Origin of the sequence: Anabaena sp. AL93 (assembly GCF_001672085.1) — a bacterium.
GTDB lineage: Bacteria > Cyanobacteriota > Cyanobacteriia > Cyanobacteriales > Nostocaceae > Dolichospermum > Dolichospermum heterosporum.
In genome coordinates, this window is sequence record NZ_LJOU01000093.1 from 1 (window position 1) to 22,965 (window position 22,965).

The following is a 22,965-nucleotide window of genomic DNA, read 5'->3' on the forward strand; positions in this document are numbered from 1 at the left end:
CTTCTTCAATTCCAGGTCTTTTGTACTAAACATGGTAACAGAAACTCCATATAAGTATCTGTTACCATGTTCTCATTTTTCTGTTGATTTAAAACGTTTTTTTAGTTTTTTATAGTCATTGAGGATAAAGCTTTCAATGATTCTGGACTAGGTTTTCCATTACAATCACCTCAGAATCAAAATTTTGTACTTAGTCGTTTTATTGACTATATATCTGCTTTAATAGTAATTATTCCTATTTAGCCTCAATAAATTTTAATCACCCCTCACAGGTATTAGTTCTTATGTACTAAATATATCGGTTTTCTTGGGGTGTGACACTTGGGGGTGCGGAATGTGGGTTGAAAAAGTTAGGAAATGTAAATACTGTGGTAGGGACATGATGAATGTTTCCCAATCTTCATGGTTAGAAAATCCCTACTGTAAGCATTGCTTCAATCAAAGAATAACAGAAGCATCAAATATGATGCCTCCTCGAAATTGGCATCTAGAAGGACGTTATATTGTCTTTAAGCCAAAGATAAAGACGTAAAGGTATTCTCTAAATGAGTTTCAGCATGAGAACGAGTAAGACCTTGTTTACAATGCTGTGATTTTTTTCTTCTATTACCTTGATTTTCTGTAAAAACATTTACATTCCACAAGTTTTCTACACCTTTGACTAGTTCAACAACTAAATCTGATTTTTGTTTTCCTTGACTAGCTTTCCAAAAAATCTCTCCATTGGGAGAAAATTGAGTATTCCAATCTAAAGGAATTGTTACTCTCGCTAGTGCATCTGCAAGCTCGATTGCAGATGAATAGCGTTTTTTAGATATTGTTGTTAAAGCTGCTACCATACACTCGATTCCTTTTTTTCCTAAACCCTCAAGAATTACACCTTCAATCCTTGCCCTTTTAAGTAAAGAGTCTTTATTAGCTGTTTTAAAAGAACTAGGCTCAGGAAGACGAATTGCAGCAAACTGAGGCTGATATTCTTCAATAATAGTCAACAAACGCTCTCTATACCAAACAAGTTGGGAAGACTCTTTATCATAACTATTGGGTGGACTCATTTTATCCTGGAAAATAAGGATAGGTTGTTGTTTTGTTCCTTCAACAACAGCATAATTAACAGTCTGAGGTTCAACCCTGAATCCAATTGCTCTTACCATAAACTCTATTTTAATTAACTTTTGAATTATTCTAAGTTTTTCTTAATTGATCTAAATTGTAGTTTTTCCTCTAACCTCTGATAAATAACATTTAACCATACGGGAATCACAGCCTTACCTTCATCGAGGAATGCGATCCGTAGGAATCGCTATCCTAGTAACTTGCTAATCCCTGATAAATAATATTTAACCACACAGGAATCACAGGCTTACCTTCATCTAGGGAAGTGATCCCACTTCAGCATACCTTACAGCGATAAAAAATACTAAAATTATTACTTAGTAAGATTTCTGTCGCTTTTTCATACTTTTAAAAGGCGCATGACACTTGTTACATTCTCCATGTTCCCACAGTGCTGGAATAGCAAACCGTTCTCCACAAAAGGGACACTCTGAAAGCAAACGCAGCTTATGGCGATCGCACCCCACAGTGGATTGAAACTGCCACTCCAATCTATGATATGGCTGTTCTGCATAACACGCAGCACATAACCGTATTGGCTCTAATTTCATTTTCTCACCCTTGGGTGGGAGCATTTGAGTAATTCGGTTTGTATCTAAGCCAATTAATTTACTAATTGCCTCCAATTCCTTTTGACTAGGAAATGGATTAAATCGAAATTTCTCCCACCTTGCTAACACTGGTCCAATACCTGCGGCTTTACTTAAACTCCCAGGAGAAGATACGCTGATTGCTTCATTTCGCCTAAATCTACCAAAGTAGTGGCTAATACTCTCCCCTACGTAGGGTTCAATATACCAAGGTGGATGTTGTACTGTTTCCTGCTCCATAAATTATATTTCAAGTGAACTTAAAGCCAATAAACTTCCTTAGCCTTTTCTTTTAAATTTAACTTTTGGTTCTTTACGTCTACCGAATTTCTTAGTCAAATTATATTGATCAAGTTCAAAATGCGGCTCATCTATTTTCAGTATGGCAATTTTCCGAAGTAAATCATACAAAGGCTCAATCAGTCCTCCAGATTTTAGCCGTAAATAAGAAACTACGCTCTCAATCTGTGTGATATTTAATCGGCGATTTTCTCGAAGAAATTTTGCTTCCCAGTCGTCCACAACTTCAATTATTTCTTCTTCAGTTAAATTCGGAAACTCATAAGACTCCAAAAATGAGTCATGAACGCGCACATAAGGTAGACTTTTCCGTTCCAGAATATTATCACTCAAATAGTAAGTCCCAACCAAGATAACGGGAATTCGTAGTTTTGCGAAAACATCAATTAGTTCGTTAAATCCTTCTAATGTTATGTAATCCGCATTACCGATAACGAGTAATTTTACACCATAACCTTTAATAGTTCCCCATGCCCGCGAACTGACAAGTCAGCGCTTGCGCTATCGCAAATCTCTTAGTGCGCCAACATTAGCAAGTGGATGCCCAATTTCTTCCAAAATGGAACAATACAAATCTGTTGGGCCACCATGCTGTTCAATTTCTGCATAGAGAACAGTTGCAGGGATTTCTAACAGTGTCCCTCTTCGTTTTACATATTGGGTTCTGTAAAGTTGACAGGCTTTTAATAAGCCAGAACCAGTAGCAGATGTAACATAACCACAGAGTTTTGCATCACGCTGATCATCAAGCCAGTCAAACAATTCCGTATCGCGGTCTAGGGGAAGGTAAGTGTTAGCTTTACCAATCCGTTCAACTTCAGCCTGGAATTCTGGCGATCGCTGTAATTCCTCAGCCGGTTGCAAACTTGGATTAGACTGCTGCTTAAATTCTAGATCAGCATGGGCTAAGTTCGTTTCTGACATTGCACTCACCAATTATCCCTCATAAATTGATTCCAATCTTTTGTACCAACTCTAGGTCTTCGTTTAGCTTTAGCTGTTTGATTGGTTTGATTGGTATCCCGTTGACTTTGTTCAACTTGCTTATCTATTGAATTTACAATGTTTTGTGAAACAGTGTCAATTGGAGATATTAAATTTTCTTGTGCAGTTTTTATTTCTTCTGGAGGTTCTATTGTTTCTGGTATTTCATTTTCAGGAAACAACTCCACTACTTTTGATTTATTAGTTTTAACCTCGTGTTTTTGTTGTGCTTCTTTACGCCGTCGTCTACGTCTCTCCTTACGGTTTTGTTCAACATCTTCAAATATAGATAACCGCTCATTCAAAATAGACGATTTATCAACTTCTTTACCTTCATTACGCAATTTTTTCTTGATATAATTTAATTCAGCCAGAGACATCCTTTCTCTTTTAAAATCTCTAGCTTGTATAAAGCCAAGAAACTCTCCTGGTTCACCATTAATAGGACGAGTATAAGCAATAACTGTTGTAATATTACGCTTGTCATATCTTAAAGAAACTTGCTTCCTTTCATAATCTAACAAGCAGTCTCCCTGATATATCCAACCAAGAAAGTTAACAGAACCATATTTTTCTACATTGCGATATGCAATTTTCATTAAACAAATATCTAGTTCACGTTCATCAATAAGCTCAGGTTCTTCCAGTAAACAACTTGATTTCCATCGCTCAATACGTTTTTGATTTTTTGCTCTGGGATAATCATGACGATTGTAGTGGTCTACAAAATATTTCACTAATATTTGCTCTAGTTTATCAAGCGTCAAACAGGCAGTTCTTTCTGCCTCTGGAGGGCGTTCCTCAATATTTGAACCAGTATATCCACCATATAATGACAAAGTTTCCTTATTAATCTTGTCAAAAATAGACTCAATTAAACCACCAGCCTGGGGAAAAGCACGTAAACGCCTTATAAAACCTAACTGTAGTGAAACTTGTTTTAAATGTTCGGACTTAAATTCCTTTGCACGATCTGTCATTATATATTCAGGTATTCCACAAATCTCCCATCTTTCTTGAAGTTGGTACTCTGTTTCGTAGTGCTTTGGTAAAATTGCATGACGCAGAGCTAAACCAACTTCATGAGAGCCAGCAGGTTCAAAACCTAGATAAAAACCTGTGACACAACCAGAATAACTATCCATTACCAACGTAATGTATGGACGACCGATAACTTTCTTATCTTCTTCGTGAATCAACAAAATATCTAATCTAGTATGGTCTATTTGCCAAATCTGGTTACTGTGGGTTATTTCTAAAATCCCTTCAGTTGTTTGCAGAATTTGTCCTTCTATCGGTGAACCGGGATGGCGAACTTTATTATGTTTTTCTTCTAAATAGGAATTAATGACTTTATAAACAGTGACATGAGAAGGATACTTTCCTGTTATTAAATCCTCCCGCACCTGAGAGTATCCCTTAAATTTTTCATCATATTTCTTCTCTTGCAGTTTCTCTCCTTGACTACCTAAAGCCTTTAAATACCCAGAAATCTGATTGTGATTGATCCGAGAACCTTCTCTATTACCCCATTTATGAAGGCTGACAATAAAATCATGCCACTCCTTGGAAATACGATATTGTCCTTTATCCTTACGTCCAACAGCTAGAGTGGCTACCCCTACCTGCTCAACTTTCTCTATCATGCGCTTAATAGTTCTAGTGCTTTTACCCAGAGCTTTCGCTGCATCTGCGATCGCATTCCTACGAGCTATCTTGTCAGGCGCTTGAAGGATGGCATCAATTAATTCCACCTTTCTGAGATACTCTGGAGAATCTTCGTTAACAAGCAGGTTTTTGTCTTCCACCCCATCCTCCTCTTGAGTCTCGAATCCTGGAAAGGCTTTATTTATAGGCTTTTTGGGCATAAGCTAACCCCCTAAGAATTATGTCATCATTTACTTTAAAATTTTACAACATTTATGACATCATTTGCTTTAAAAATAAGGATAAGAGAAAATTAAAACTAAAATCGCCAAAACACTTACTCGTCAATGATTTTGGCTACTATAGCTGTTGATTGCAAATATGACAAGAATTCTTTAAAATAGACAATAATTATTTAATGGACAGAAGGTGTTCCTGATTGTGAAACCGAAAGTTAGATAATTGGGTAATTGGTAATTGGTAATTGGTGATTGGTGATTGGTAATTGGTAATTGTAAAATAATCCAAAATCTACCGCCGCCCTGTTTAGAGTATAAAATCAAACAGGGTGGATTTTTATTGTCCCCTTGGCAATATAGTAAATTCGTACTACAATATCAAAATAGTCTTCAAACCTGGAAAGACTTATGGAATAGGGATTTTAGCTCTTATAACAGGTCGTTCGCGCCAGCGTGCCGGAGGCATCTGGCTAACATTACCCCAGAAATGGGAGTTGGTTTCCAGATTCCAATCAAAAATCTGGTTTCAATTTTAATATCCACAGCGGTTAAAACCGCTCGTGTCGTTTTCCTCTCAGGTCTAAAGACGCGCTCGTTTCCCACTTACCGGGTATTCTTATGATGAAGCATTATATTCTCAATCTTAACCCCACCGCCAAGCATGAATGGGATCGTTGTATTATCCGTGATCCTTTAACGGCAAAACGTCCAGATATAGCTAAAATAATTTCTGAAGCGGTAGGTGCAGATACAGGTAGTTATTTAGTCAGTGTAAATATTGAAGTAACGGTATTACAGGAAGCACCATCACCATCACCCGAACAGCTTTCCCTACCGTTTCCAGAAATCTCTGTACCCACCCCATTGAGAGAAGCAGCATAGAAATTGCAACTTATCCGCTTTAACTAATTTCATAGTAGGTTGGGTTGACACAAGGAAACCCAACAGCATACAAACTTGTAGCTAAGTCAAAAAACCAAAACAGCACAAGCAGATTATATCCATAATAATAGCACAAAAAGTCAAGGGTATTTATCAATCCTGTAAAAACGTATTTGCGTTAACTTATTGACAATATTATCAATAAAGTTGAGAATACAGACTATCTATTCTCAATAAATATCAACTTTACCAAATTTACGAAAATGTCTATTTAAAAAACTTATATTTCTCAAGTAACCGTAGTGGTTCGTCAAATTTATTTTGACGGGTAATGATCGGAAAAAACTTCTGTTCTTCCCTCCCCTGCTCCCGGTGCCTCTCTTCTCCCCCTGCTTGCCTTCACCCGTCATTTTCGGGTTGACAGACTAGTAGGTTGGATTGACGTAAAAACACCCAACAGTTTCAAAACTCCACTGCTAATTGCTGACTGGGCGCAAGCCCTGCGCCCCTACGTTTCGAGTTATGCCAAGTGCATAAATATCATTTTCAGCAACTCAGCGCGGGTAAAAGGCTTGGTTAAGTATCCAGACGCACCGACAAATCTCGCTTTTACTTTATCTATAATTCCCTTATTGCTAGTCACAAAAATAATGGGAATAGTTTTAAACAGGGAATTATTGCGGATAATTTTACACAGTTCATAACCGTCAATTCCTGCCATATTTAAATCCAGTAAAATTAGATCCGGCTTATGTCTAATAATTGACATTACTGCCTTCACAGGTTCATTAATAGTCACCAAAGTAAAATTCTCATCTTCCAAATAACGACTGATTTCTTTGAGAATTGTAGGACTATCATCTACAGAAATAATTTTGTAAGTCTTTTGGGTGATTTTCGTATTGATTTTTACTTTTTGTGAATCAACTTCTATGTTACTATTAACAGCTTCAGGTGAAAAATCCTCTGGAGGTAAATCAGCAACATCTGGTACTAGCTGTTGAACCGCCAGATGATTCCGCGAAATGATTGGAGTTTCTGAAGAAGCATCTTGACTGGGTGCTACATCCGCAACAAATAATTTACCCCTAATTAACTCTGTGCTATCTTCAGAAAATAGTAATGAACTTCCACAAGTTTTTGGTAACTTATCAAATGGGGGATCTGGTTCATGTAATACTATCGAACCCTTAACAATATAGGGGTATAAACTTAAAGCTAGTTGCAACTCATCCTGATTCATAATAATCGCTAGATGACGCAAGCTAAAACCCTTCATCCAATTGGTGATATTTTCTTTCAGTGGTGGTAATCTTTTATCCTGAAACTTGCTACTAACTAACAAATATGGACGCTGATAGGGAGAAGATATGTATCTACCAAGATACCGCCAATTTTGTAACTGGTTTTGGCATTTTTCGATGATATCATCAATATCTAATTTACAAATTTCGGTAAAATTTTCTAGTGGTTCTGTTAGTTCAAAATCACCTGTTTTAATGAGGAGAAATGATTCAATTACCTCTTTAACTAATTCTTGAATCAGTAATGTTGCGTGATCAAGAAGGAGATATTGTTCATTAACCAGCCAATTAATCGCTTCATATTCGGGAATTTGGTTAGGTAAATGATGATTATCTTCAGGTTCAAATATCAAGCGCATTTGTACACGCACTTCATTATCAACTAAAGGAATTTGTGGATGGAGACGACGCATTTGTCGTTCTAATCTATCAAAGGGTTCTACTGAATGAGTCCCATAGATAATTTTTCCTTGTTCTATATATATCAACCAAGATACAGAGTTACTATGTGCTTGCAAACGGGTAGTTTCATAACAATTGCTTAATTGTCTTAATAAACCTTGGGGTGATAATTTGGTAAAGGTGCCAGTATTCTTCATGTTTTTACAATTTTTTGGGCGGATACATCAACATAGTATGGGAAAAGATTGAATATTAGGCTGCAATATGATATCACCTGGAAATATGGTTATGATCACAAGTTGTTAAATTATGAATATCAATGAAAAACATCTTTTAAGCATTATCCTCCTCCGTTGAATGTAACAGTTTTTATAGTTTTTTATGTTGATTTTTTATCATTGGTCTGGATAAAAATCTCTGTTTTGTCATATTTTGTCGCTATTTCATCTTGATTAACTATATAGTGATACTATTGAGTATGCTGAGACTTTTTTGGTAATTTAAATCCATCAATTTTCAGCCGGATCTGCTTACTTTTCCTGGATTTAACTGTAATGAATTAATTTACCCAAGGACAGACTTAAATCCCACATAGAATCTTTAAAAATTTATGGAGGTAAATGTATATATTGATTATTACAGCAGATTGTAACTCAACAAATTGGAGAATCTGTACCAGAAACTATATACTTTGAGTAAAAGGAAAATAAGACTTTGGACTATAACATAACACAAAAAGTTATGATTGATACATTCAATCTTGACGAAGTTGTAGAATTTGCAGAAAACCCCGAACCCCGTTGTCCATGCGTGTTATTGCTAGATACTTCTGGTTCGATGCAAGGAGAACGAATCGAAGCCTTAAATCAAGGTTTGTTGAGTTTAAAGGATGAACTGGTTAAAAATTCCTTAGCATCCAGAAGGGTAGAAGTGGCAATTATTACATTTGATAGTAATGTTAATGTTGTTCAGGACTTTGTAACTGCTGATCAATTTAACCCGCCGATTCTCACAGCCCAGGGGTTAACAATTATGGGTTCGGCTATTCATAAAGCCTTGGATATTATTCAAGAGCGCAAATCCCAATATCGCACGAATGGTATTGCTTATTATCGTCCTTGGGTGTTTATGATTACTGATGGTGAACCCCAGGGTGAACTAGATCATGTTGTTGAACAAGCTGCCCAAAGACTGCAAGGGGATGAGTCTAATAAGCGGGTGGCGTTTTTTACGGTGGGTGTAGAGAATGCGAATATGAGCCGATTAAGTCAAATCGCTGTACGAAGTCCCCTGAAATTAAAGGGATTAAATTTCATTGAGATGTTTGTTTGGCTGTCTGCGAGTATGTCAGCGGTGTCTCATTCTCAGGTAGATGAACAGGTAGCACTACCACCAATTGGGTGGGGATCTGTTTAATGAAAATTGCAGCTTGTTGTTTAAACTGAACTAGCTGTGGAAAACAAATTATATGAATACATCAAAACAGATTTCTCAATGGCGGGTAGTGGCTGCTTCTGTATGTGGGACTAGTCATTCAAAAAACCAGCAACTTTGTCAGGATGCTCACCATTGGCAGCTATTGGCTAATAATGTGTTGGTGATAGCAGCGGCAGATGGTGCGGGTTCTGCTAAACTAGGAAAGGTGGGATCAATGATTGCGGTGGAAACGGCAATAGATCATCTTTCTCGCCAAGAGATAACGAGTGATTCTCTGGCTAATGATGGTGTTTTGCGTTATTTGCTCAGTGACGCTATGTTAGTAGCCCGCAAAGCTATAGAAATTGAGGCGGATGTTTGTAATCATCAACCTCATGATTTAGCAACTACCTTGATTCTGATGATTGCTACACCAGAAATTGTGGCTGTAGGGCAGGTTGGGGATGGTTTGGCTGTGGCTAAAAATAGTATGGGTAATCTGATAGCGTTAACCATTCCTAGCAATGGCGAATATATCAATCAAACAACTTTTCTTACGTCTCCTGGCGCTTTGGAGACAGCACAATTTGAAATATGTCGGGAAGAGATTGTTAATGTGGGTGTTTTGACTGATGGGCTACAAATGTTAGCTTTGAATATGATTGTTGGTGAACCTCACAAACCTTTCTTTTTTCCTTTATTTCAGTTTGTAGTGAATGCTGAAGATAAAATATTAGCAAAAGAACATTTAATGCGGTTTTTAACTTCTGATAAGATTACTCAGCGGACTGATGATGATTTAACTTTAATTTTGGCTGCATTTATTAACTCATAATTTATAGTCATTAGGGATTAAAGACAGTATGGTATTAGCCATACTCTTGAGTGTCTGAACTTTTGACGGATTCTAATCACCTCATATAACCTTTATTCTGCCATGCAGGTACTACGTCATCTTCCTAACCCGGAAATTCTCAACCTCTCTGTCAGTGTGGGACATGGTGGTGAAGCTTGTATCTATGCAGTTCCATCGGATGAGAATTTGGTAGCGAAAGTATATCATAAACCGACTGTCTCTTATGCCCAAAAACTGCGGGCAATGCTTGCTAATCCTCCTGTGAATCCAATGGATAATTTAGGGCATATTTCTATTGCTTGGCCACAGGAATTATTGCAAGCTGCGGATGGTAGTGGTAAGGTCGTTGGTTTTGTGATGCCCAGGATTCGGGGAATGCGACCAATTATGGATTTTTATAATCCAGGGATTCGCCGACAACATTGCCCTTTGTTTAATTATCAATATTTATTGCGAACTGCCCGGAATCTGGCTGCGGCTTTTTCGGCTTTGCACGCCAGCCGATACTGTGTTGGTGATGTGAATGAGTCGAATATTTTGGTGAGTGATACGGCTTTGGTGACGTTGGTGGATACGGACTCGTTTCAAGTGACCGAACCGTTGCAGAATGTTGTTTATCGTTGTTCTGTGGGTAAGCCTGAATATACACCTCCAGAATTACAGAATAAAACTTTTGCGGACTATGATCGAGAAATTCATCATGATTTGTTTGGGTTGGCTGTGCTGATTTTTCAGTTGTTAATGGAAGGAACTCACCCATTTTCTGGGATATTTCAAGGGGCGGTAGATCCTCCAACCTACCAAGGGAGGATTCTTTCTGGACATTTTACCTATAGTCAAAAGAAACAAGTTCCCTATCTACCAACGCCTATTTCTCCTAGCTGGAATCTGCTTCATCCTAGTTTGCGGGATTTATTTGTGCGTTGTTTTGAGGATGGTCATGATCAACCTTTGTTACGCCCTAATGCTCAAACTTGGTTGTCGGCTTTAACGGCGGCGGAGGAGAGTCTGATGATTTGTCAGGTGAATCTTCAGCATCTTTATCATAATCATTTGGATAAGTGTCCTTGGTGTGAGCGGACTAAAAGATTGGGTGGGAGAGATCCATTTCCGTCATTGCTGGCGATCGCTTCTAAACAACATCTACAACCACGCGCCCAACCTAAGTCTAAACGTCGCTATATTCCTACTCCCCGCATCACTCAGCCATTAACACCAAATTCTCCGGTATATCATTGGCAACCTATAGCTAATCAGCAATTTTATCATCCTCCTGCTGGTAAAAAATTAAATCGCAAGGTATATGGTGTGATTTGTGGGGTGATGGGATTGGGTCTTTTGGGCTATTTGGATGTAATGATTAAATTTACCCGTCCTTTTGTTTCCCAAAATCCTTACACTCAACAAAGTTTGATGTCTCGTACATCTAATCAAACTGCTGATTTGCCAAGTCTTTCTTTTGCGGATTACTACCAGCGCGGTGATACTGCTTATCATCAAAAAGATTATGAAGAAGCAGTTGCCAACTTCACCGAAGCTACTAAAAAGAATCCCCAATCTGCCAAAGGGTATATAAATTTGGGTAATGCCCAATATAATTTAAATAATTATGAGGCGGCATTAGCTAATTATAACCAAGCTTTGAAGTTGAATCCTCAAGAGGTTAAAGCCTATATAAATCGCGGTAATGCTTACTATATGCTGGCTGACTATAGTAGTGATCCTGATAAGGAATACAAACAAGCGATCGCTGATTTTAATGCCGCCATCAATATAGATAAAACTGATGCGGAAGCTTATGTCAGACGGGGTATTGTCAGATTTGAAATTACTAAATACATCAATAATTCTTTTCCAGAATACCAAAGGTCAATTGCTGATTTTACTGAAGCCATTAAACTCAATTCAGCTAAAATAGATGCTTACTTTCAACGGGGGTTGGTTCGTTATCAAATGGCGCAATACAGTAGTAATTATGCAACAGAATATAAACAGGCGATCGCTGATTTTACTGAAGCATTAAAACTTAATCCCCGATTGGCTAAAGGTTATCTAAAACGTGGGATGGCTTATTATGAACTAGCACAATATAGAGAAGGTATAGCTGACAAAAATCATGTTCAAGCAGTTGCGGATTTAGAAACAGCCGCTAAAGTTTCTTTGGAGCAAAATGATATGGATAATTATCAACAGTCTTTGAGTAGTATTTGTATCGTTGTTGCTAATAAATGTGATAGTTTATTATCTAACACAATTCTCACTGGACAAAGTAATTGATTTAGGAGTTCAGGAGTCAGGAGTATGGCTAACGCCACGCTACGCTATCAGGAGTATGGCTAACGCCACGCTGCGCTATCAGGAGTCAGGAGTCAGGAGGAAGAAGAAGGAAGAGGAAAGAAGAGGAAAGAAGGAATAAGAAAGAAGGAATTAAAATCATCTAAAATGTGAATAATCGGTTAAAAATAATATTTAAAATTTACTCCTGACTTCATTAAGAAATTAGGGGTTTTATTTTTGTGACTAAAATTACTAGGGAGCATCCCAATTTTGCAGAAATAAGCTGGCGATTAGGAAGATGCCTCCGGCTCCCGTCAGGGATACACGGCTATACAAACAAAGTCCGCCTACGCGGACTAGGGAAATTTAAAACCCACGCAGGTGGTCACTGAGCCTGTCGAAGTGTGGGTTTTGCCTGTGTAGCCGTGACTTCGAGTCGCCTGAATTCTTATAGTGAAATGTGGCTTGAATGAGACACAAAATTCACGAAAAAAGACAAACACCAAAAGACTTTTATTCCTTCTTTTTCTCCTGAACTCCTACTATAAATATTTTACATATAAAATATCTTAATTTACTTATTCTTTATGATTTTCTAGAAAATAACAGTTAAATTATGTTTATCTACCTAATAAAGAGAAAGAAAAAATTATTTAATTTCTTTACCATCATTGTGCATTCTCTTCATTTCCATTAGTTGAAATTATCGTCCACCTGCAAATCTTTGAGGTAACTACATGAAAGCAGTAATTTTAGCAGGAGGTCTGGGTACAAGGTTGAGTGAAGAAACCAGTATCAGACCCAAACCAATGGTTGAAGTTGGTGGTAAGCCAATTCTTTGGCACATAATGAAAACTTACTCTGCTCATGGTATTAATGATTTCATCATTTGTTGCGGTTACAAAGGTTATGTCATTAAAGAATACTTTGCTAACTATTTTTTACATATGTCAGATGTGACATTTGATATGCGATTTAATCAAATGAATGTCCATTCTGGATATGCTGAACCCTGGCGCGTCACCTTAGTAAATACAGGTGATAATACAATGACAGGCGGACGTTTAAAGCAAGTTCGTGAACATATTGGGAATGAAACCTTTTGCTTTACCTATGGTGATGGTGTAAGTAATATCAATATTACAGAATTAATTAAATTCCATCGAGAGCAAAAGACATTAGCAACACTCAGCGCAGTGCAACCAGCAGGAAGATTTGGAGCAATTTCTCTAGGACAGGAACAAACTAAAATAACTAGTTTTAAAGAAAAACCTGAAGGTGATGGTGCTTGGATTAATGGGGGCTATTTTGTTCTCGAACCCCAAGTAATTGATTTTATTGCTGATACCTCAACTGTGTGGGAGAAAGAACCATTAGAAAAGTTAGCTGATTTAGAACAGTTAGCGGCTTACAAACATGATGGTTTTTGGCAACCAATGGACACATTAAGAGATAAAAACTATCTAGAGGATCTATGGAAAAGTGGTAAAGCTCCTTGGCAAGTTTGGTAATAGCAATTTTGATTTTGGATTTGAGAGTTGAGATTTTAGATATTGGATTGGGGAAAGATTACTAATGTACGATTTTGCGATTATTGGTGGGGGAATAGTTGGACTTTCCACTGCAATGGCTTTAGGAGAGCGTTATTCTCATGCTAAAATATTAGTGTTAGAAAAAGAGAGCGAATGGGCATTTCATCAAACTGGTAATAATAGCGGTGTCATTCATTCCGGTATTTACTATAAACCGGGAAGCTTTAAGGCTAAATTTTCCCGTGATGGTAGCCGTTCAATGGTAGAATTTTGCCAGAAATATGATATTGATCATGAAGTTTGTGGTAAAGTAATTGTTGCCAGTAATCAACAAGAATTACCTCGCTTAGAAAATCTCTACACACGCGGGTTAGAAAACGGTATTCCTGTTAAAAGAATTAGCCCAGAAGAAGTTAAAGAAATTGAACCTCATGTTAGTTGCGTTGGTGGAGTTCAGGTATTCAGCACAGGAATTGTCAATTACAAACAGGTTTGTTTAAAATATGCGGAATTAATTCGCAATCAAGGGGGAGATTTACGTCTCAACACCCAAGTTTTAAAAATTGTCCGCAGTGGTAGAAATCAGGTATTAGAAACTAACAATGGCAGGTTTGAAACTCGATTTGTGATCAATTGTGCCGGATTGCATAGCGATCGCATTGCAAAATTAGGTAAAGCTAATCCTGAAGCTAAGATCGTTCCCTTTCGCGGTGAATATTACGAACTTACCCCCGAAAAACGCTATTTGGTGAAAACTCTCATTTACCCAGTTCCTAACCCAGATTTCCCCTTCCTCGGCGTGCATTTCACCCGGATGATTGATAACACTGTCCATGCAGGACCCAATGCAGTTTTAAGTCTGAAACGTGAAGGTTACAAAAAAACCGACTTTGACTTCAGAGATTTTGCCGAAGTTATCACCTATCCTGGCTTTTGGAAACTAGCAGCAAAACACGCCGACGAAGGAATTCAAGAAATCATTCGTTCCTTTAGTAAAGCAGCCTTTGTCAAAAGTTTGCAAAAACTCATCCCCGAAATTCAAGCCGCAGATGTAATTCCCACCCATGCAGGAGTTCGCGCTCAAGCATTAATGAATAATGGTTCTCTGGTAGATGACTTTTTAATCATTGCAGGTGAGAATTCCATTCATGTTTGCAATGCACCTTCACCCGCTGCAACTTCTTCCTTAGAAATTGGTAAAGCTATAGTTAAGCAAATACCAGAACCTACTCATTTGCACAGTTTAGTAAGTTAGTAGGGTGCGTCAGATACTAAAAATCTGTTAACTTTACTAACAAATCAAGTCTGACGCACCCTACAAGAGAATTTTATCTGCGGATTTTTCAAGCAACAACATATTTTTCCACATCAAAAGTTTTAACAATCATGAAAGTTTTAGTAACTGGCACAGAAGGTTATCTTGGTTCTTTATTGCCTTCTTTATTAATGCAAAAAGGACATGAAGTTATTGGTGTTGATACTGGTTTTTATAAAGTTGGTTGGCTATATAATGGAACTAACGTCACAGCTAAAACCCTAAATAAAGATATTCGTGATATCAATCCCGAAGATTTAGAAGGTGTGGAAGCTATTGTTCACATGGCGGAATTATCTAATGATCCTACTGGACAATTATCTCCTACCATTACTTATGATATTAATCATTTAGGTTCAGTTCGTCTAGCTAATTTGGCAAAATCAGTAGGTGTCCGCCGTTTTGTTTATATGTCCTCCTGTAGTGTTTACGGTGTGGCTAGTGAAGGTGATATTACAGAATCATCACCAGTTAATCCACAAACAGCTTACGCAGAATGTAAAACATTAGTAGAAAGAGATGTTCAACCATTAGCTGATGATGACTTTTCTCCTACTTTCATGCGGAATGCGACTGCTTTTGGTGCTTCCCCCAGAATGCGTTTTGATATTGTTTTAAACAATTTGGCTGGCTTGGCTTGGACTACAAAAGAAATTAAAATGACCAGTGATGGTACACCTTGGCGGCCATTAGTTCACGCTTTAGATATTTGTAAAGCCATTGTTTGTGCCTTGGAAGCACCCAGAGATATTATTCACAATCAAATCTTTAATGTTGGCGATACAGCAAATAATTATCGAGTTAAAGAAATAGCGGAAATCGTTGCTGATGTTTTCCCCGGTTGTCAATTATCTTTTGGAACTAATGGTTCAGATAATCGCAGCTATCGAGTATCTTTTGAAAAAATTAACACAATTCTACCTGGATTTAAGTGTGATTGGAATGCTCAACTTGGTGCTGGACAATTATTTAGTTTGTTTAAGCAAATTGATATGAATGAAGATACTTTCTTGTCTAGAGGATTCACCCGCTTAAAACAATTAGAGTATCTAATTCGCACAGAACAAATTGACAAAGATTTCTTCTGGAACAAACAGGAAAACTATTAATTTATTCGGAAAATATTGTAGGTTGGGTTGAGCGACAGCAAAACCCAACATGATTAATAATTTTGTTGGGTTTCCTTGCGTCAACCCAACCTACATTTCTACATTTCCTTAACCAAACATTATTGCATCAAGGTGGATTAAATTGAATTTTCTTAATTCAAGATATTCGATTTAAAAGCCTATTTTAAATTTATACCAAGTTAAATTAACAGATAATGCAAAAGTTACTAACCATTGCTATTCCTACATACAATCGCGCTGCTTTACTAGATAAACAACTGGCTTGGTTAGCAACAGCAATCAAAGGTTTTGAATCAGAATGTGAAATTATTATTTCTGATAATTGCTCAACAGATAATACACCGGGAGTTGTGAAAAAATGGCAAACTGCTTTTAGTAATACTGTATTTATAGCGAATAGAAATCGGGAAAATATAGGGTTAATGCCAAACATTGCTTTTTGTCTTCAAGCTGCTGGTAGTAAATATGTTTGGACTGTGGGTGATGACGATCCAATTCAGGAAAGGACTCTAGGTTATGTCATCAATAAAATTAAAGAAAATCCCAGTTTGTCACTGATGTTTCTCAACTGTTGTGGACGAGACAAAAATACAAATAAAGTTTTGGTAGAACACTGGTTTCCTAGTGATAGTGATGAAATCATTGTTGATAGTAAACCTGTATTTCAAAGGTATTTACAGGGTAGTTTTGGGGGTGTACTATTCATGACAGCTACCATTTATAATACCGAACTTGTGCAACAAGCTTTGCAAAACTGGACTACTTCATGTAAAAATTTAGCATCCCAAGCATATTGGACTGGATTTTGTGCGGCTTATGGAAATATCATTGTTACTCAAGATAATTATTTGGAATGTACAATGCACGCTAGTTCCCTAGAAGAAAATCCTCGATGGTCACTAATGATGCGATATGTCTACATCCCGGAGATTTATCTGAAATTATTAAGTTTAGGATATTCTGCTAAATTTTGTCAACGAATGATTCTAGAAAATATTTTCAACCTGAGTGATTGGAAAATATTATTGGGTGCTTTAAGAAGATGGCCAGTTCTAGCCACCAATATTATAATTACCTACTTGCAATTAGTAGGTAGATTCATCTATCAAATGAATTTTAATCAAAAAAAATCAGCAATAAATATCTCACGAATAAGTAATTAAATAAAAGATAAAATCCTTCTCTATTAACCATCAAAAACCATGAATAAACTACTAACTATTGCTATTCCTACTTACAATCGAGCCGAGTTACTAGATAAACAATTAACTTGGTTATCCCAAGCTATTCAAGGATTTGAATCAGAGTGTGAAATTTTAGTTTCTGATAACTGTTCTACAGATCATACTCAATCTATTATTAGTAAATGGCAAAATATTCTCACAAACATCACATTTAAATCCAATAAAAATCCTGAAAACATAGGCGTAATGCGAAATATTTTTCATTGCCTAAGTTCTGCCACAACCAAGTATGTTTGGACAATTGGTGATGATGATCCAATTCAGGAAAGAGCAGTTGCCTATGTGATGGATAAAATTAAAAATGTAGGAGCAGTAATTTTTCTAACTGCTACAGTATATCGTGCTGATTTAATTAAACGCGCTCTCCAAATTTGGCCAACTGCTAGTAATAATTGGATATCTTTAGCATATTTAGCCGGTTATTGTGCTGCTAATGGCAGAGTAATTGTGACTAAAGATATCTATTTAGAATGTATTGTTGGTGTTAGTTATTGGCAAAAAGAACCGAAATCTGCACTTTTAATGCAATACCAACATATACCTGAAGTTATTTTAAAACTTGAGCAAGTTGGTTATTCTAAAGCATATTGTTGTCGGATGCTTTTACAAAACTACCATGAAGTAGACCTGAAAGTTTTTTTAGGAGCGATGAGAAGATGGCCTGTATCGGCTATTAAGACAGTAATTCCTTTTTTAGGTTTAGCTAGTGTGGCAGCATTGGAATTAATACCAATGAGAGAATTTAAAGTAGCAGAATCAGAAATGGATAGAACAACGACTTCGGAAGTCAGAAACTATAAGGGATAAGTCAGCAATTGTTTGGAAAAAATAACTTTTGATTGGGAGGTGTTTGAATTGTGATTAATAAAGTTGCAGAAAAAATATCAGTCTTAAAAGATGAGTTAGCTTATCAAGTGAAACTTTGGCAGCATCAGGGTAATTTGCCTGTCTTAACAGGAAATGATGCTATAGCGGTTATCGCTAGGATGCAATACAGTCTAGGGCGCAGACCCTGCGCCCCTACAGGCTTTACAATTAGCTGACTGTATTTCGCTCAAGTGCATACCGCTATATCATTGCCAATTCTCTTAAAAATGAAGGAATTTGCATAACAACTCTTGAGTCCTTAGGATGAATGCTGCTCATAGTTTTTTACCAAATATGGGTAGGTCTAATTATCATCCTTCATACCAAAATCCACCAGAAATTTACACAGTTACGATCAACACTATTTTTTGTTTACACAGCTAACCCACCAAAACGACCGGGACTTTGTACTCAATATTGGGATGATACTTTTCCCAAACCGGAGTTATCTAAACAAGTTAATTAGGTTTACATAGGAAGGGAATTCCTGTCATGCTGAACAAAATTTCAACTATAAGTTCTGAGTTGAATTATCGAGTATCACTTTGGCATCATGGTAAAAATTTACCTGCTATTAGTGCAAAAGATCAATTGATTGTTGATACCCTAAAAACATCAGGTGTTTATATCACATCTTTGGAAGATTTAGGTTTTTCATCTACGGCTACAATGTTAGCTACTGCTAATAGTTGTACTGATAGAATGGTAAATCCTAGAGATATTCATGCAGGATACAAATTACCACAAATTTATACCGTTACAGATTTACCAGAATTTTTTAATTGGGGAATGGAATCCCGCTTACAAAATATCATTGAGCATTATATAGGTTTACCTATCGCTTTTCATGGTGTTCATGTACGGAAAGACTTTCCTAATGAAAAACAATTGGAAACTTTACTATGGCATAAAGATTCTGAAGATAGACGCATGATTAAAGTCATTATCTATCTAAATGATGTGACTGAAGAACATGGACCATTTGAATATATTCGACTACCGACTAATGCTTTAGAGCAAGTTAAAAATTATCAAGTTGATTATGAGTTGTGGCGGGTTAATTTTTTGGGAATTAACGATGATAAAATGATGAAAGTCATTCCTAAATCAGCTTGGAAATCATGTCCTGGTAAAGCTGGAACTGTGATTTTTGCAGATGTGAGAAATATTTTACATCATGGGACTGTGAGAACCCAAGAACGATCAACTATATTTTTCACATACACGGCTAAATCTCCTAAACGACCTGAACTTTGTACACAATATCATGATGATACCTTTCCCAAAATAAATCCCCAATTAGGATTAAAGGTATAAACCTAAAATGCAGAAATTCAGGAGTCAGAATAAGTAGTGAGACAGAATTAATTACACAATGTCATTGCGTTAGCGTTGCGTGGCGTTAGCCATATGGAACGAAGTGAAATGAAGCAATCGCAAGGGTTGTGATTGCTTCCCTTCGCTCGCAATGACTGTAAATATTTTTGTCCAATTACTTAATTGGTATCAATCATGATCATGCCAGTTTTATTTCCTGAATTTTGCTATCTAAAATCAAAACCATTCTATTATCTTCAAAAAACTTCCGAAATAACCATGATTTTTACCTCTACTAAACTCGCTGGTGCTTTTATTATTGACTTAGAAGAAAAGCCTGATTCTCGTGGTTTTTTTGCTCGGACTTTTTGCGCTGATGAATTTCTCGCTCATGGGTTAAAACCAACAGTTGCCCAATGTAACCTTTCTTTTAATCATAAAAAAGGCACATTACGAGGAATGCACTATCAAACTCTCCCCGCAGCGGAAACAAAATTAATTCGCTGTACTCAAGGAGCTATTTATGATGTGATTGTGGATATGCGTCCTGAATCTCCTACTTATCTAGCGCATATTGGTGTAGAACTGAGTGCAGAAAATCGCCGCGCTCTTTATGTTCCTGAAATGTTTGCTCATGGTTATCAAGCTTTAACAGATGGTGCAGAAGTTGTATATCAAGTGGGTGAATTTTACACTCCTGGATATGAACGGGGTTTACGTTATGATGATCCAATTTTAGAAATTTCTTGGCCATTGAGTGCTACAGAAATGTCTGATAAAGATCGCAATTGGCCTTTACTAGAATCTATTTTGATAGGAGTTTAATCATGATTATTGTTGATAAAGCTTTACAAGCACGAGCGGATTTAGGTAAACCAGTTAAGGTGGCAATGATTGGTGCTGGTTTTATGGGTCGAGGAATTGCTAATCAAATTATCAATTCTGTGCCAGGAATGGAGTTGGTGGCTATTTCTAATCGTCACATTGATAACGCTAAACGAGCTTATTTAGAAGCAGGAATTGAAGATATCAAAATTGTTACTAATTTAGCTGATTTAGAAGAAGCGATCGCTCAAAATGAATATGCAATCACCGAAGATGCCATGCTCCTGTGTGAAGCTGATGGCATAGATGCAATCATTGAAGTCACCGGGACAATTGAATATGCCGCTCATTTGGTGATGTGTGCGATCGCTCATCACAAGCATATCATCCTCATGAATGCCGAACTAGATGGCACAATTGGACCGATACTCAAAGTCCATGCAGACCGCGCTGGAGTCATCCTGAGCGCCTGTGACGGCGACCAACCAGGGGTAGAAATGAACTTGTACCGCTTTGTCAAAAGCATCGGTTTAAAACCCCTCCTGTGCGGCAACATCAAAGGCTTACAAGACCCCTACCGCAACCCCACCACCCAAGCCGGTTTTGCTCAACGCTGGGGTCAAAATCCTGCTATGGTGACAAGCTTTGCCGATGGTACAAAAATCTCCTTTGAGCAAGCCATAGTCGCCAACGGCACAGGTATGAAAGTAGCCAAGCGGGGAATGTTGGGATATGACTACACAGGTCATGTTGATGAAATGACCAAAATGTACGACATTGACCAACTTCAAGAACTAGGCGGTATCGTTGATTACGTCGTTGGCACCAAACCCGGTCCAGGAGTATTCGTATTTGCCACCCACGAAGACCCCAAACAACGTCATTACCTCAACCTTTATAAACTCGGTGAAGGCCCCCTCTACAGCTTCTACACCCCCTATCACCTATGCCATTTTGAAGTTCCCCTCTCCGTAGCCCGTGCTGTCCTCTTCCATGATGCGGTGCTTGCACCAATCGCCGGTCCCGTTGTTGATGTCGTCGCCACCGCCAAAATTGACCTCCAAGCCGGAGCAACCCTTGATGGTATTGGTTATTACATGACCTATGGACAATGTGAAAATTCCCCAATTGTGCAACAACAAAACCTACTGCCAATGGGTCTAGCGGAAGGATGTCGCTTAAAGCGCGATATTCCTAAAGATCAAGTCCTCACTTATGATGACGTGGAACTACCAGAAGGTAGACTTTGTGATCAATTACGCGCTGAACAAGCAGTTTACTTTGCTCCTGTGAAAACTTTAGCACTAACAAAATAGTTTTCCAATTAGCATCAAGATAATTCAGAGGTTTCCTGATATTTTCATTTAACCTCTGAATTCACATATATACAATAAATGACAGAGATTATTTTGATAATCTTGCGAGGTTTCCCATGATTCAACTCCCTATTAAACAACATAAAATAATTGATACAAAACAACTGATACAACTTAGTAATGCAACATTAAAAATTCAATTACTAGAGAATAAATATTAAAACCAATCATCACTTACCAAATTATCAAGAAAAAGATGAAAATAGCTCTCGTCCATGATTACTTAACCCAACGCGGTGGAGCAGAGCGCGTATTTGAATTATTGTGTAAACGGTATCCCGACGCTGACATTTTCACCTCATTATACGACCCGCAAAAAAGTATTGATTTAGGTGAGAGAATTATCAACACCACATTTTTACAAAAAATTCCTGGTGCAACCAAATATTTTCGGATGTTAGCCCCCTTATATTTTCCCGCATTTCGTTCCTTGGATCTTCAAGATTATGACCTAATTATCAGCAGTAGCACCAGTTTTGCCAAAGCAGTACGGAAAAATCCCCAAGCAAAACATATTTGTTTTTGTCATAATGTTACCCGCTTTTTATGGGACACAGAAACATATTTACGGGAGTACGGAGACTATAGATACTTTGCTCCTCTCATCGAAAAAATCTTTCAAATGATGAGAGATGTAGACCTGAAATATGCTCAAGAACCCGATCTCTACATCGCTAACTCTACCATTGTTGCCCAACGAATTCAAAAGATTTATCACAAACAAGCGATCGCCATTAACTATCCAATTGATACTAGCAACTTTGTTTTTTCCGATACTAAAGAAGAATACTACTTGGCATCGGCGCGGATGATAAGTTATAAACGTCTTGATATAATAGTCGAAGCTTTTAATTGGTTAGGCTGGAACTTATTAATATCAGGTGATGGACCAGAACAAGAAAGATTAAAAGCCCAGGCATTACCCAACATCCAATTTCTAGGTCATGTCAGTGATAGAGAACGTAAAGACTTATTTTCTAAAGCCAAATCAATTATTGTTGCGGCTTTAGAAGATTATGGATTAGTTCCAGTCGAGGCAAACGCCAGTGGTACACCAGTCATTGCTTATGGAGCCGGAGGAGTCTTAGACACTCAAATACCAGGTAAAACAGGTGTGTTTTTCAAAAGACAAGCACCATGCTCTTTACAAGCAGCTTTACTAGAAGCTGGAGGAATATCTTGGGATTACGAAACTATCCGTAATCATGCCGTTAGCAATTTCTCAGAACAGTCATTTTTTAGTAAAGTTGAGCAAGTTATTGATCAAGCTAGTAGTTCGTCAAATTTATTTTGACGGGTAATGATCGGAAAAAACTTCTGTTCTTCCCTCCCCTACCTCCCCTACC

General features: G+C 37.4%; 20 protein-coding genes and 1 pseudogene. 15 read left to right on the forward strand and 6 right to left on the reverse strand.

What is annotated here, in order from left to right:
• Positions 1 to 509: 509 nt before the first annotated feature.
• The 5 genes from AN486_RS21105 to AN486_RS21125 all read right to left on the reverse strand — a co-directional run bounded on the left by AN486_RS21105 (position 510) and on the right by AN486_RS21125 (position 4,858).
• Positions 510 to 1,154 carry a hypothetical protein gene (locus AN486_RS21105; RefSeq protein WP_053540936.1) on the reverse strand — a complete coding sequence of 215 codons (645 nt, stop codon included), beginning with the start codon at positions 1,152 to 1,154 and terminating at the stop codon, positions 510 to 512.
• Positions 1,155 to 1,433: 279 nt separating this feature from the next.
• The gene (locus AN486_RS21110) at positions 1,434 to 1,946 is read right to left on the reverse strand and encodes a TniQ family protein (RefSeq protein ID WP_053540935.1); all 513 of its coding nucleotides are present in this window, start codon (positions 1,944 to 1,946) and stop codon (positions 1,434 to 1,436) included.
• Positions 1,947 to 1,985: 39 nt separating this feature from the next.
• Positions 1,986 to 2,339 carry a hypothetical protein gene (locus AN486_RS21115; RefSeq protein ID WP_168635897.1) on the reverse strand — a complete coding sequence of 118 codons (354 nt, stop codon included), beginning with the start codon at positions 2,337 to 2,339 and terminating at the stop codon, positions 1,986 to 1,988.
• Between the two features lie 168 nt (positions 2,340 to 2,507).
• Positions 2,508 to 2,930, reverse strand: a complete 423-nt coding sequence (locus AN486_RS21120) for a hypothetical protein (RefSeq protein WP_290602453.1) — start codon at positions 2,928 to 2,930, stop codon at positions 2,508 to 2,510.
• 5 nt (positions 2,931 to 2,935) lie between these two features.
• A complete protein-coding gene (locus AN486_RS21125; protein ID WP_053540934.1) occupies positions 2,936 to 4,858 on the reverse strand; it encodes a Mu transposase C-terminal domain-containing protein in 1,923 nt (640 codons plus the stop codon).
• 636 nt (positions 4,859 to 5,494) lie between these two features.
• On the opposite strand from AN486_RS21125, the gene AN486_RS21130 reads away from it, so the two are divergent.
• A complete protein-coding gene (locus tag AN486_RS21130; protein ID WP_053540933.1) occupies positions 5,495 to 5,758 on the forward strand; it encodes a hypothetical protein in 264 nt (87 codons plus the stop codon).
• 520 nt (positions 5,759 to 6,278) lie between these two features.
• Here AN486_RS21130 and AN486_RS21135 read toward each other — a convergent pair.
• Positions 6,279 to 7,661 carry a response regulator gene (locus tag AN486_RS21135; RefSeq protein WP_053540932.1) on the reverse strand — a complete coding sequence of 461 codons (1,383 nt, stop codon included), beginning with the start codon at positions 7,659 to 7,661 and terminating at the stop codon, positions 6,279 to 6,281.
• Positions 7,662 to 8,205: 544 nt separating this feature from the next.
• Between AN486_RS21135 and AN486_RS21140 the strand changes: the two genes are divergently transcribed.
• The 14 genes and pseudogenes from AN486_RS21140 to AN486_RS21205 all read left to right on the forward strand — a co-directional run bounded on the left by AN486_RS21140 (position 8,206) and on the right by AN486_RS21205 (position 22,913).
• Positions 8,206 to 8,880 carry a VWA domain-containing protein gene (locus tag AN486_RS21140; protein ID WP_039204101.1) on the forward strand — a complete coding sequence of 225 codons (675 nt, stop codon included), beginning with the start codon at positions 8,206 to 8,208 and terminating at the stop codon, positions 8,878 to 8,880.
• Positions 8,881 to 8,932: 52 nt separating this feature from the next.
• On the forward strand, positions 8,933 to 9,715 hold the full coding sequence (locus AN486_RS21145; RefSeq protein WP_290602454.1) for a PP2C family serine/threonine-protein phosphatase: 783 nt from the start codon (positions 8,933 to 8,935) through the stop codon (positions 9,713 to 9,715).
• A 102-nt stretch (positions 9,716 to 9,817) separates the two neighbouring features.
• Positions 9,818 to 12,013, forward strand: coding sequence for a tetratricopeptide repeat protein (locus AN486_RS21150; RefSeq protein ID WP_290602455.1), 2,196 nt, complete (start codon positions 9,818 to 9,820; stop codon positions 12,011 to 12,013).
• 737 nt (positions 12,014 to 12,750) lie between these two features.
• A complete protein-coding gene (rfbF, locus tag AN486_RS21155) occupies positions 12,751 to 13,524 on the forward strand; it encodes a glucose-1-phosphate cytidylyltransferase (RefSeq protein WP_039204097.1) in 774 nt (257 codons plus the stop codon).
• Positions 13,525 to 13,588: 64 nt separating this feature from the next.
• Positions 13,589 to 14,800: an L-2-hydroxyglutarate oxidase gene (gene lhgO, locus AN486_RS21160; RefSeq protein WP_168635895.1), complete on the forward strand. Its 1,212-nt coding sequence runs from the start codon at positions 13,589 to 13,591 to the stop codon at positions 14,798 to 14,800.
• A gap of 131 nt (positions 14,801 to 14,931) precedes the next feature.
• Complete coding sequence (locus tag AN486_RS21165) at positions 14,932 to 15,969, forward strand: NAD(P)-dependent oxidoreductase (RefSeq protein WP_027403013.1); 1,038 nt, start codon at positions 14,932 to 14,934, stop codon at positions 15,967 to 15,969.
• Between the two features lie 215 nt (positions 15,970 to 16,184).
• The gene (locus tag AN486_RS21170) at positions 16,185 to 17,153 is read left to right on the forward strand and encodes a glycosyltransferase family 2 protein (protein ID WP_053540926.1); all 969 of its coding nucleotides are present in this window, start codon (positions 16,185 to 16,187) and stop codon (positions 17,151 to 17,153) included.
• 39 nt (positions 17,154 to 17,192) lie between these two features.
• Positions 17,193 to 18,041: a glycosyltransferase family 2 protein gene (locus tag AN486_RS21175; protein ID WP_290602456.1), complete on the forward strand. Its 849-nt coding sequence runs from the start codon at positions 17,193 to 17,195 to the stop codon at positions 18,039 to 18,041.
• Between the two features lie 50 nt (positions 18,042 to 18,091).
• On the forward strand, positions 18,092 to 18,277 hold the full coding sequence (locus AN486_RS21180) for a hypothetical protein (protein ID WP_039204092.1): 186 nt from the start codon (positions 18,092 to 18,094) through the stop codon (positions 18,275 to 18,277).
• 167 nt (positions 18,278 to 18,444) lie between these two features.
• Positions 18,445 to 18,567, forward strand: a pseudogene (locus AN486_RS21185) (phytanoyl-CoA dioxygenase); the annotation flags it as partial.
• A gap of 26 nt (positions 18,568 to 18,593) precedes the next feature.
• Positions 18,594 to 19,418, forward strand: coding sequence for a phytanoyl-CoA dioxygenase (locus AN486_RS21190; RefSeq protein ID WP_053540924.1), 825 nt, complete (start codon positions 18,594 to 18,596; stop codon positions 19,416 to 19,418).
• Between the two features lie 279 nt (positions 19,419 to 19,697).
• Positions 19,698 to 20,243: a dTDP-4-dehydrorhamnose 3,5-epimerase gene (rfbC, locus tag AN486_RS21195; protein ID WP_039204310.1), complete on the forward strand. Its 546-nt coding sequence runs from the start codon at positions 19,698 to 19,700 to the stop codon at positions 20,241 to 20,243.
• Between the two features lie 2 nt (positions 20,244 to 20,245).
• On the forward strand, positions 20,246 to 21,559 hold the full coding sequence (locus AN486_RS21200; RefSeq protein ID WP_290602457.1) for an SAF domain-containing protein: 1,314 nt from the start codon (positions 20,246 to 20,248) through the stop codon (positions 21,557 to 21,559).
• A 256-nt stretch (positions 21,560 to 21,815) separates the two neighbouring features.
• Positions 21,816 to 22,913 (forward strand): glycosyltransferase, encoded by a 1,098-nt coding sequence (locus AN486_RS21205; RefSeq protein ID WP_053540922.1) that lies wholly within the window; start codon positions 21,816 to 21,818, stop codon positions 22,911 to 22,913.
• Positions 22,914 to 22,965 lie beyond the last annotated feature (52 nt).

Coding starts and splice junctions, on each gene's coding strand:
- AN486_RS21105 (WP_053540936.1), bottom strand. CDS start 1,154: ATGGTAAGAGCAATTGGATTCAGGGTTGAACCTCAGACTGTTAATTAT.
- AN486_RS21110 (WP_053540935.1), bottom strand. CDS start 1,946: ATGGAGCAGGAAACAGTACAACATCCACCTTGGTATATTGAACCCTAC.
- AN486_RS21120 (WP_290602453.1), bottom strand. CDS start 2,930: ATGTCAGAAACGAACTTAGCCCATGCTGATCTAGAATTTAAGCAGCAG.
- AN486_RS21125 (WP_053540934.1), bottom strand. CDS start 4,858: ATGCCCAAAAAGCCTATAAATAAAGCCTTTCCAGGATTCGAGACTCAA.
- AN486_RS21130 (WP_053540933.1), top strand. CDS start 5,495: ATGATGAAGCATTATATTCTCAATCTTAACCCCACCGCCAAGCATGAA.
- AN486_RS21135 (WP_053540932.1), bottom strand. CDS start 7,661: ATGAAGAATACTGGCACCTTTACCAAATTATCACCCCAAGGTTTATTA.
- AN486_RS21140 (WP_039204101.1), top strand. CDS start 8,206: ATGATTGATACATTCAATCTTGACGAAGTTGTAGAATTTGCAGAAAAC.
- AN486_RS21145 (WP_290602454.1), top strand. CDS start 8,933: ATGAATACATCAAAACAGATTTCTCAATGGCGGGTAGTGGCTGCTTCT.
- AN486_RS21150 (WP_290602455.1), top strand. CDS start 9,818: ATGCAGGTACTACGTCATCTTCCTAACCCGGAAATTCTCAACCTCTCT.
- rfbF (WP_039204097.1), top strand. CDS start 12,751: ATGAAAGCAGTAATTTTAGCAGGAGGTCTGGGTACAAGGTTGAGTGAA.
- lhgO (WP_168635895.1), top strand. CDS start 13,589: ATGTACGATTTTGCGATTATTGGTGGGGGAATAGTTGGACTTTCCACT.
- AN486_RS21165 (WP_027403013.1), top strand. CDS start 14,932: ATGAAAGTTTTAGTAACTGGCACAGAAGGTTATCTTGGTTCTTTATTG.
- AN486_RS21170 (WP_053540926.1), top strand. CDS start 16,185: ATGCAAAAGTTACTAACCATTGCTATTCCTACATACAATCGCGCTGCT.
- AN486_RS21175 (WP_290602456.1), top strand. CDS start 17,193: ATGAATAAACTACTAACTATTGCTATTCCTACTTACAATCGAGCCGAG.
- AN486_RS21190 (WP_053540924.1), top strand. CDS start 18,594: ATGCTGAACAAAATTTCAACTATAAGTTCTGAGTTGAATTATCGAGTA.
- rfbC (WP_039204310.1), top strand. CDS start 19,698: ATGATTTTTACCTCTACTAAACTCGCTGGTGCTTTTATTATTGACTTA.
- AN486_RS21200 (WP_290602457.1), top strand. CDS start 20,246: ATGATTATTGTTGATAAAGCTTTACAAGCACGAGCGGATTTAGGTAAA.
- AN486_RS21205 (WP_053540922.1), top strand. CDS start 21,816: ATGAAAATAGCTCTCGTCCATGATTACTTAACCCAACGCGGTGGAGCA.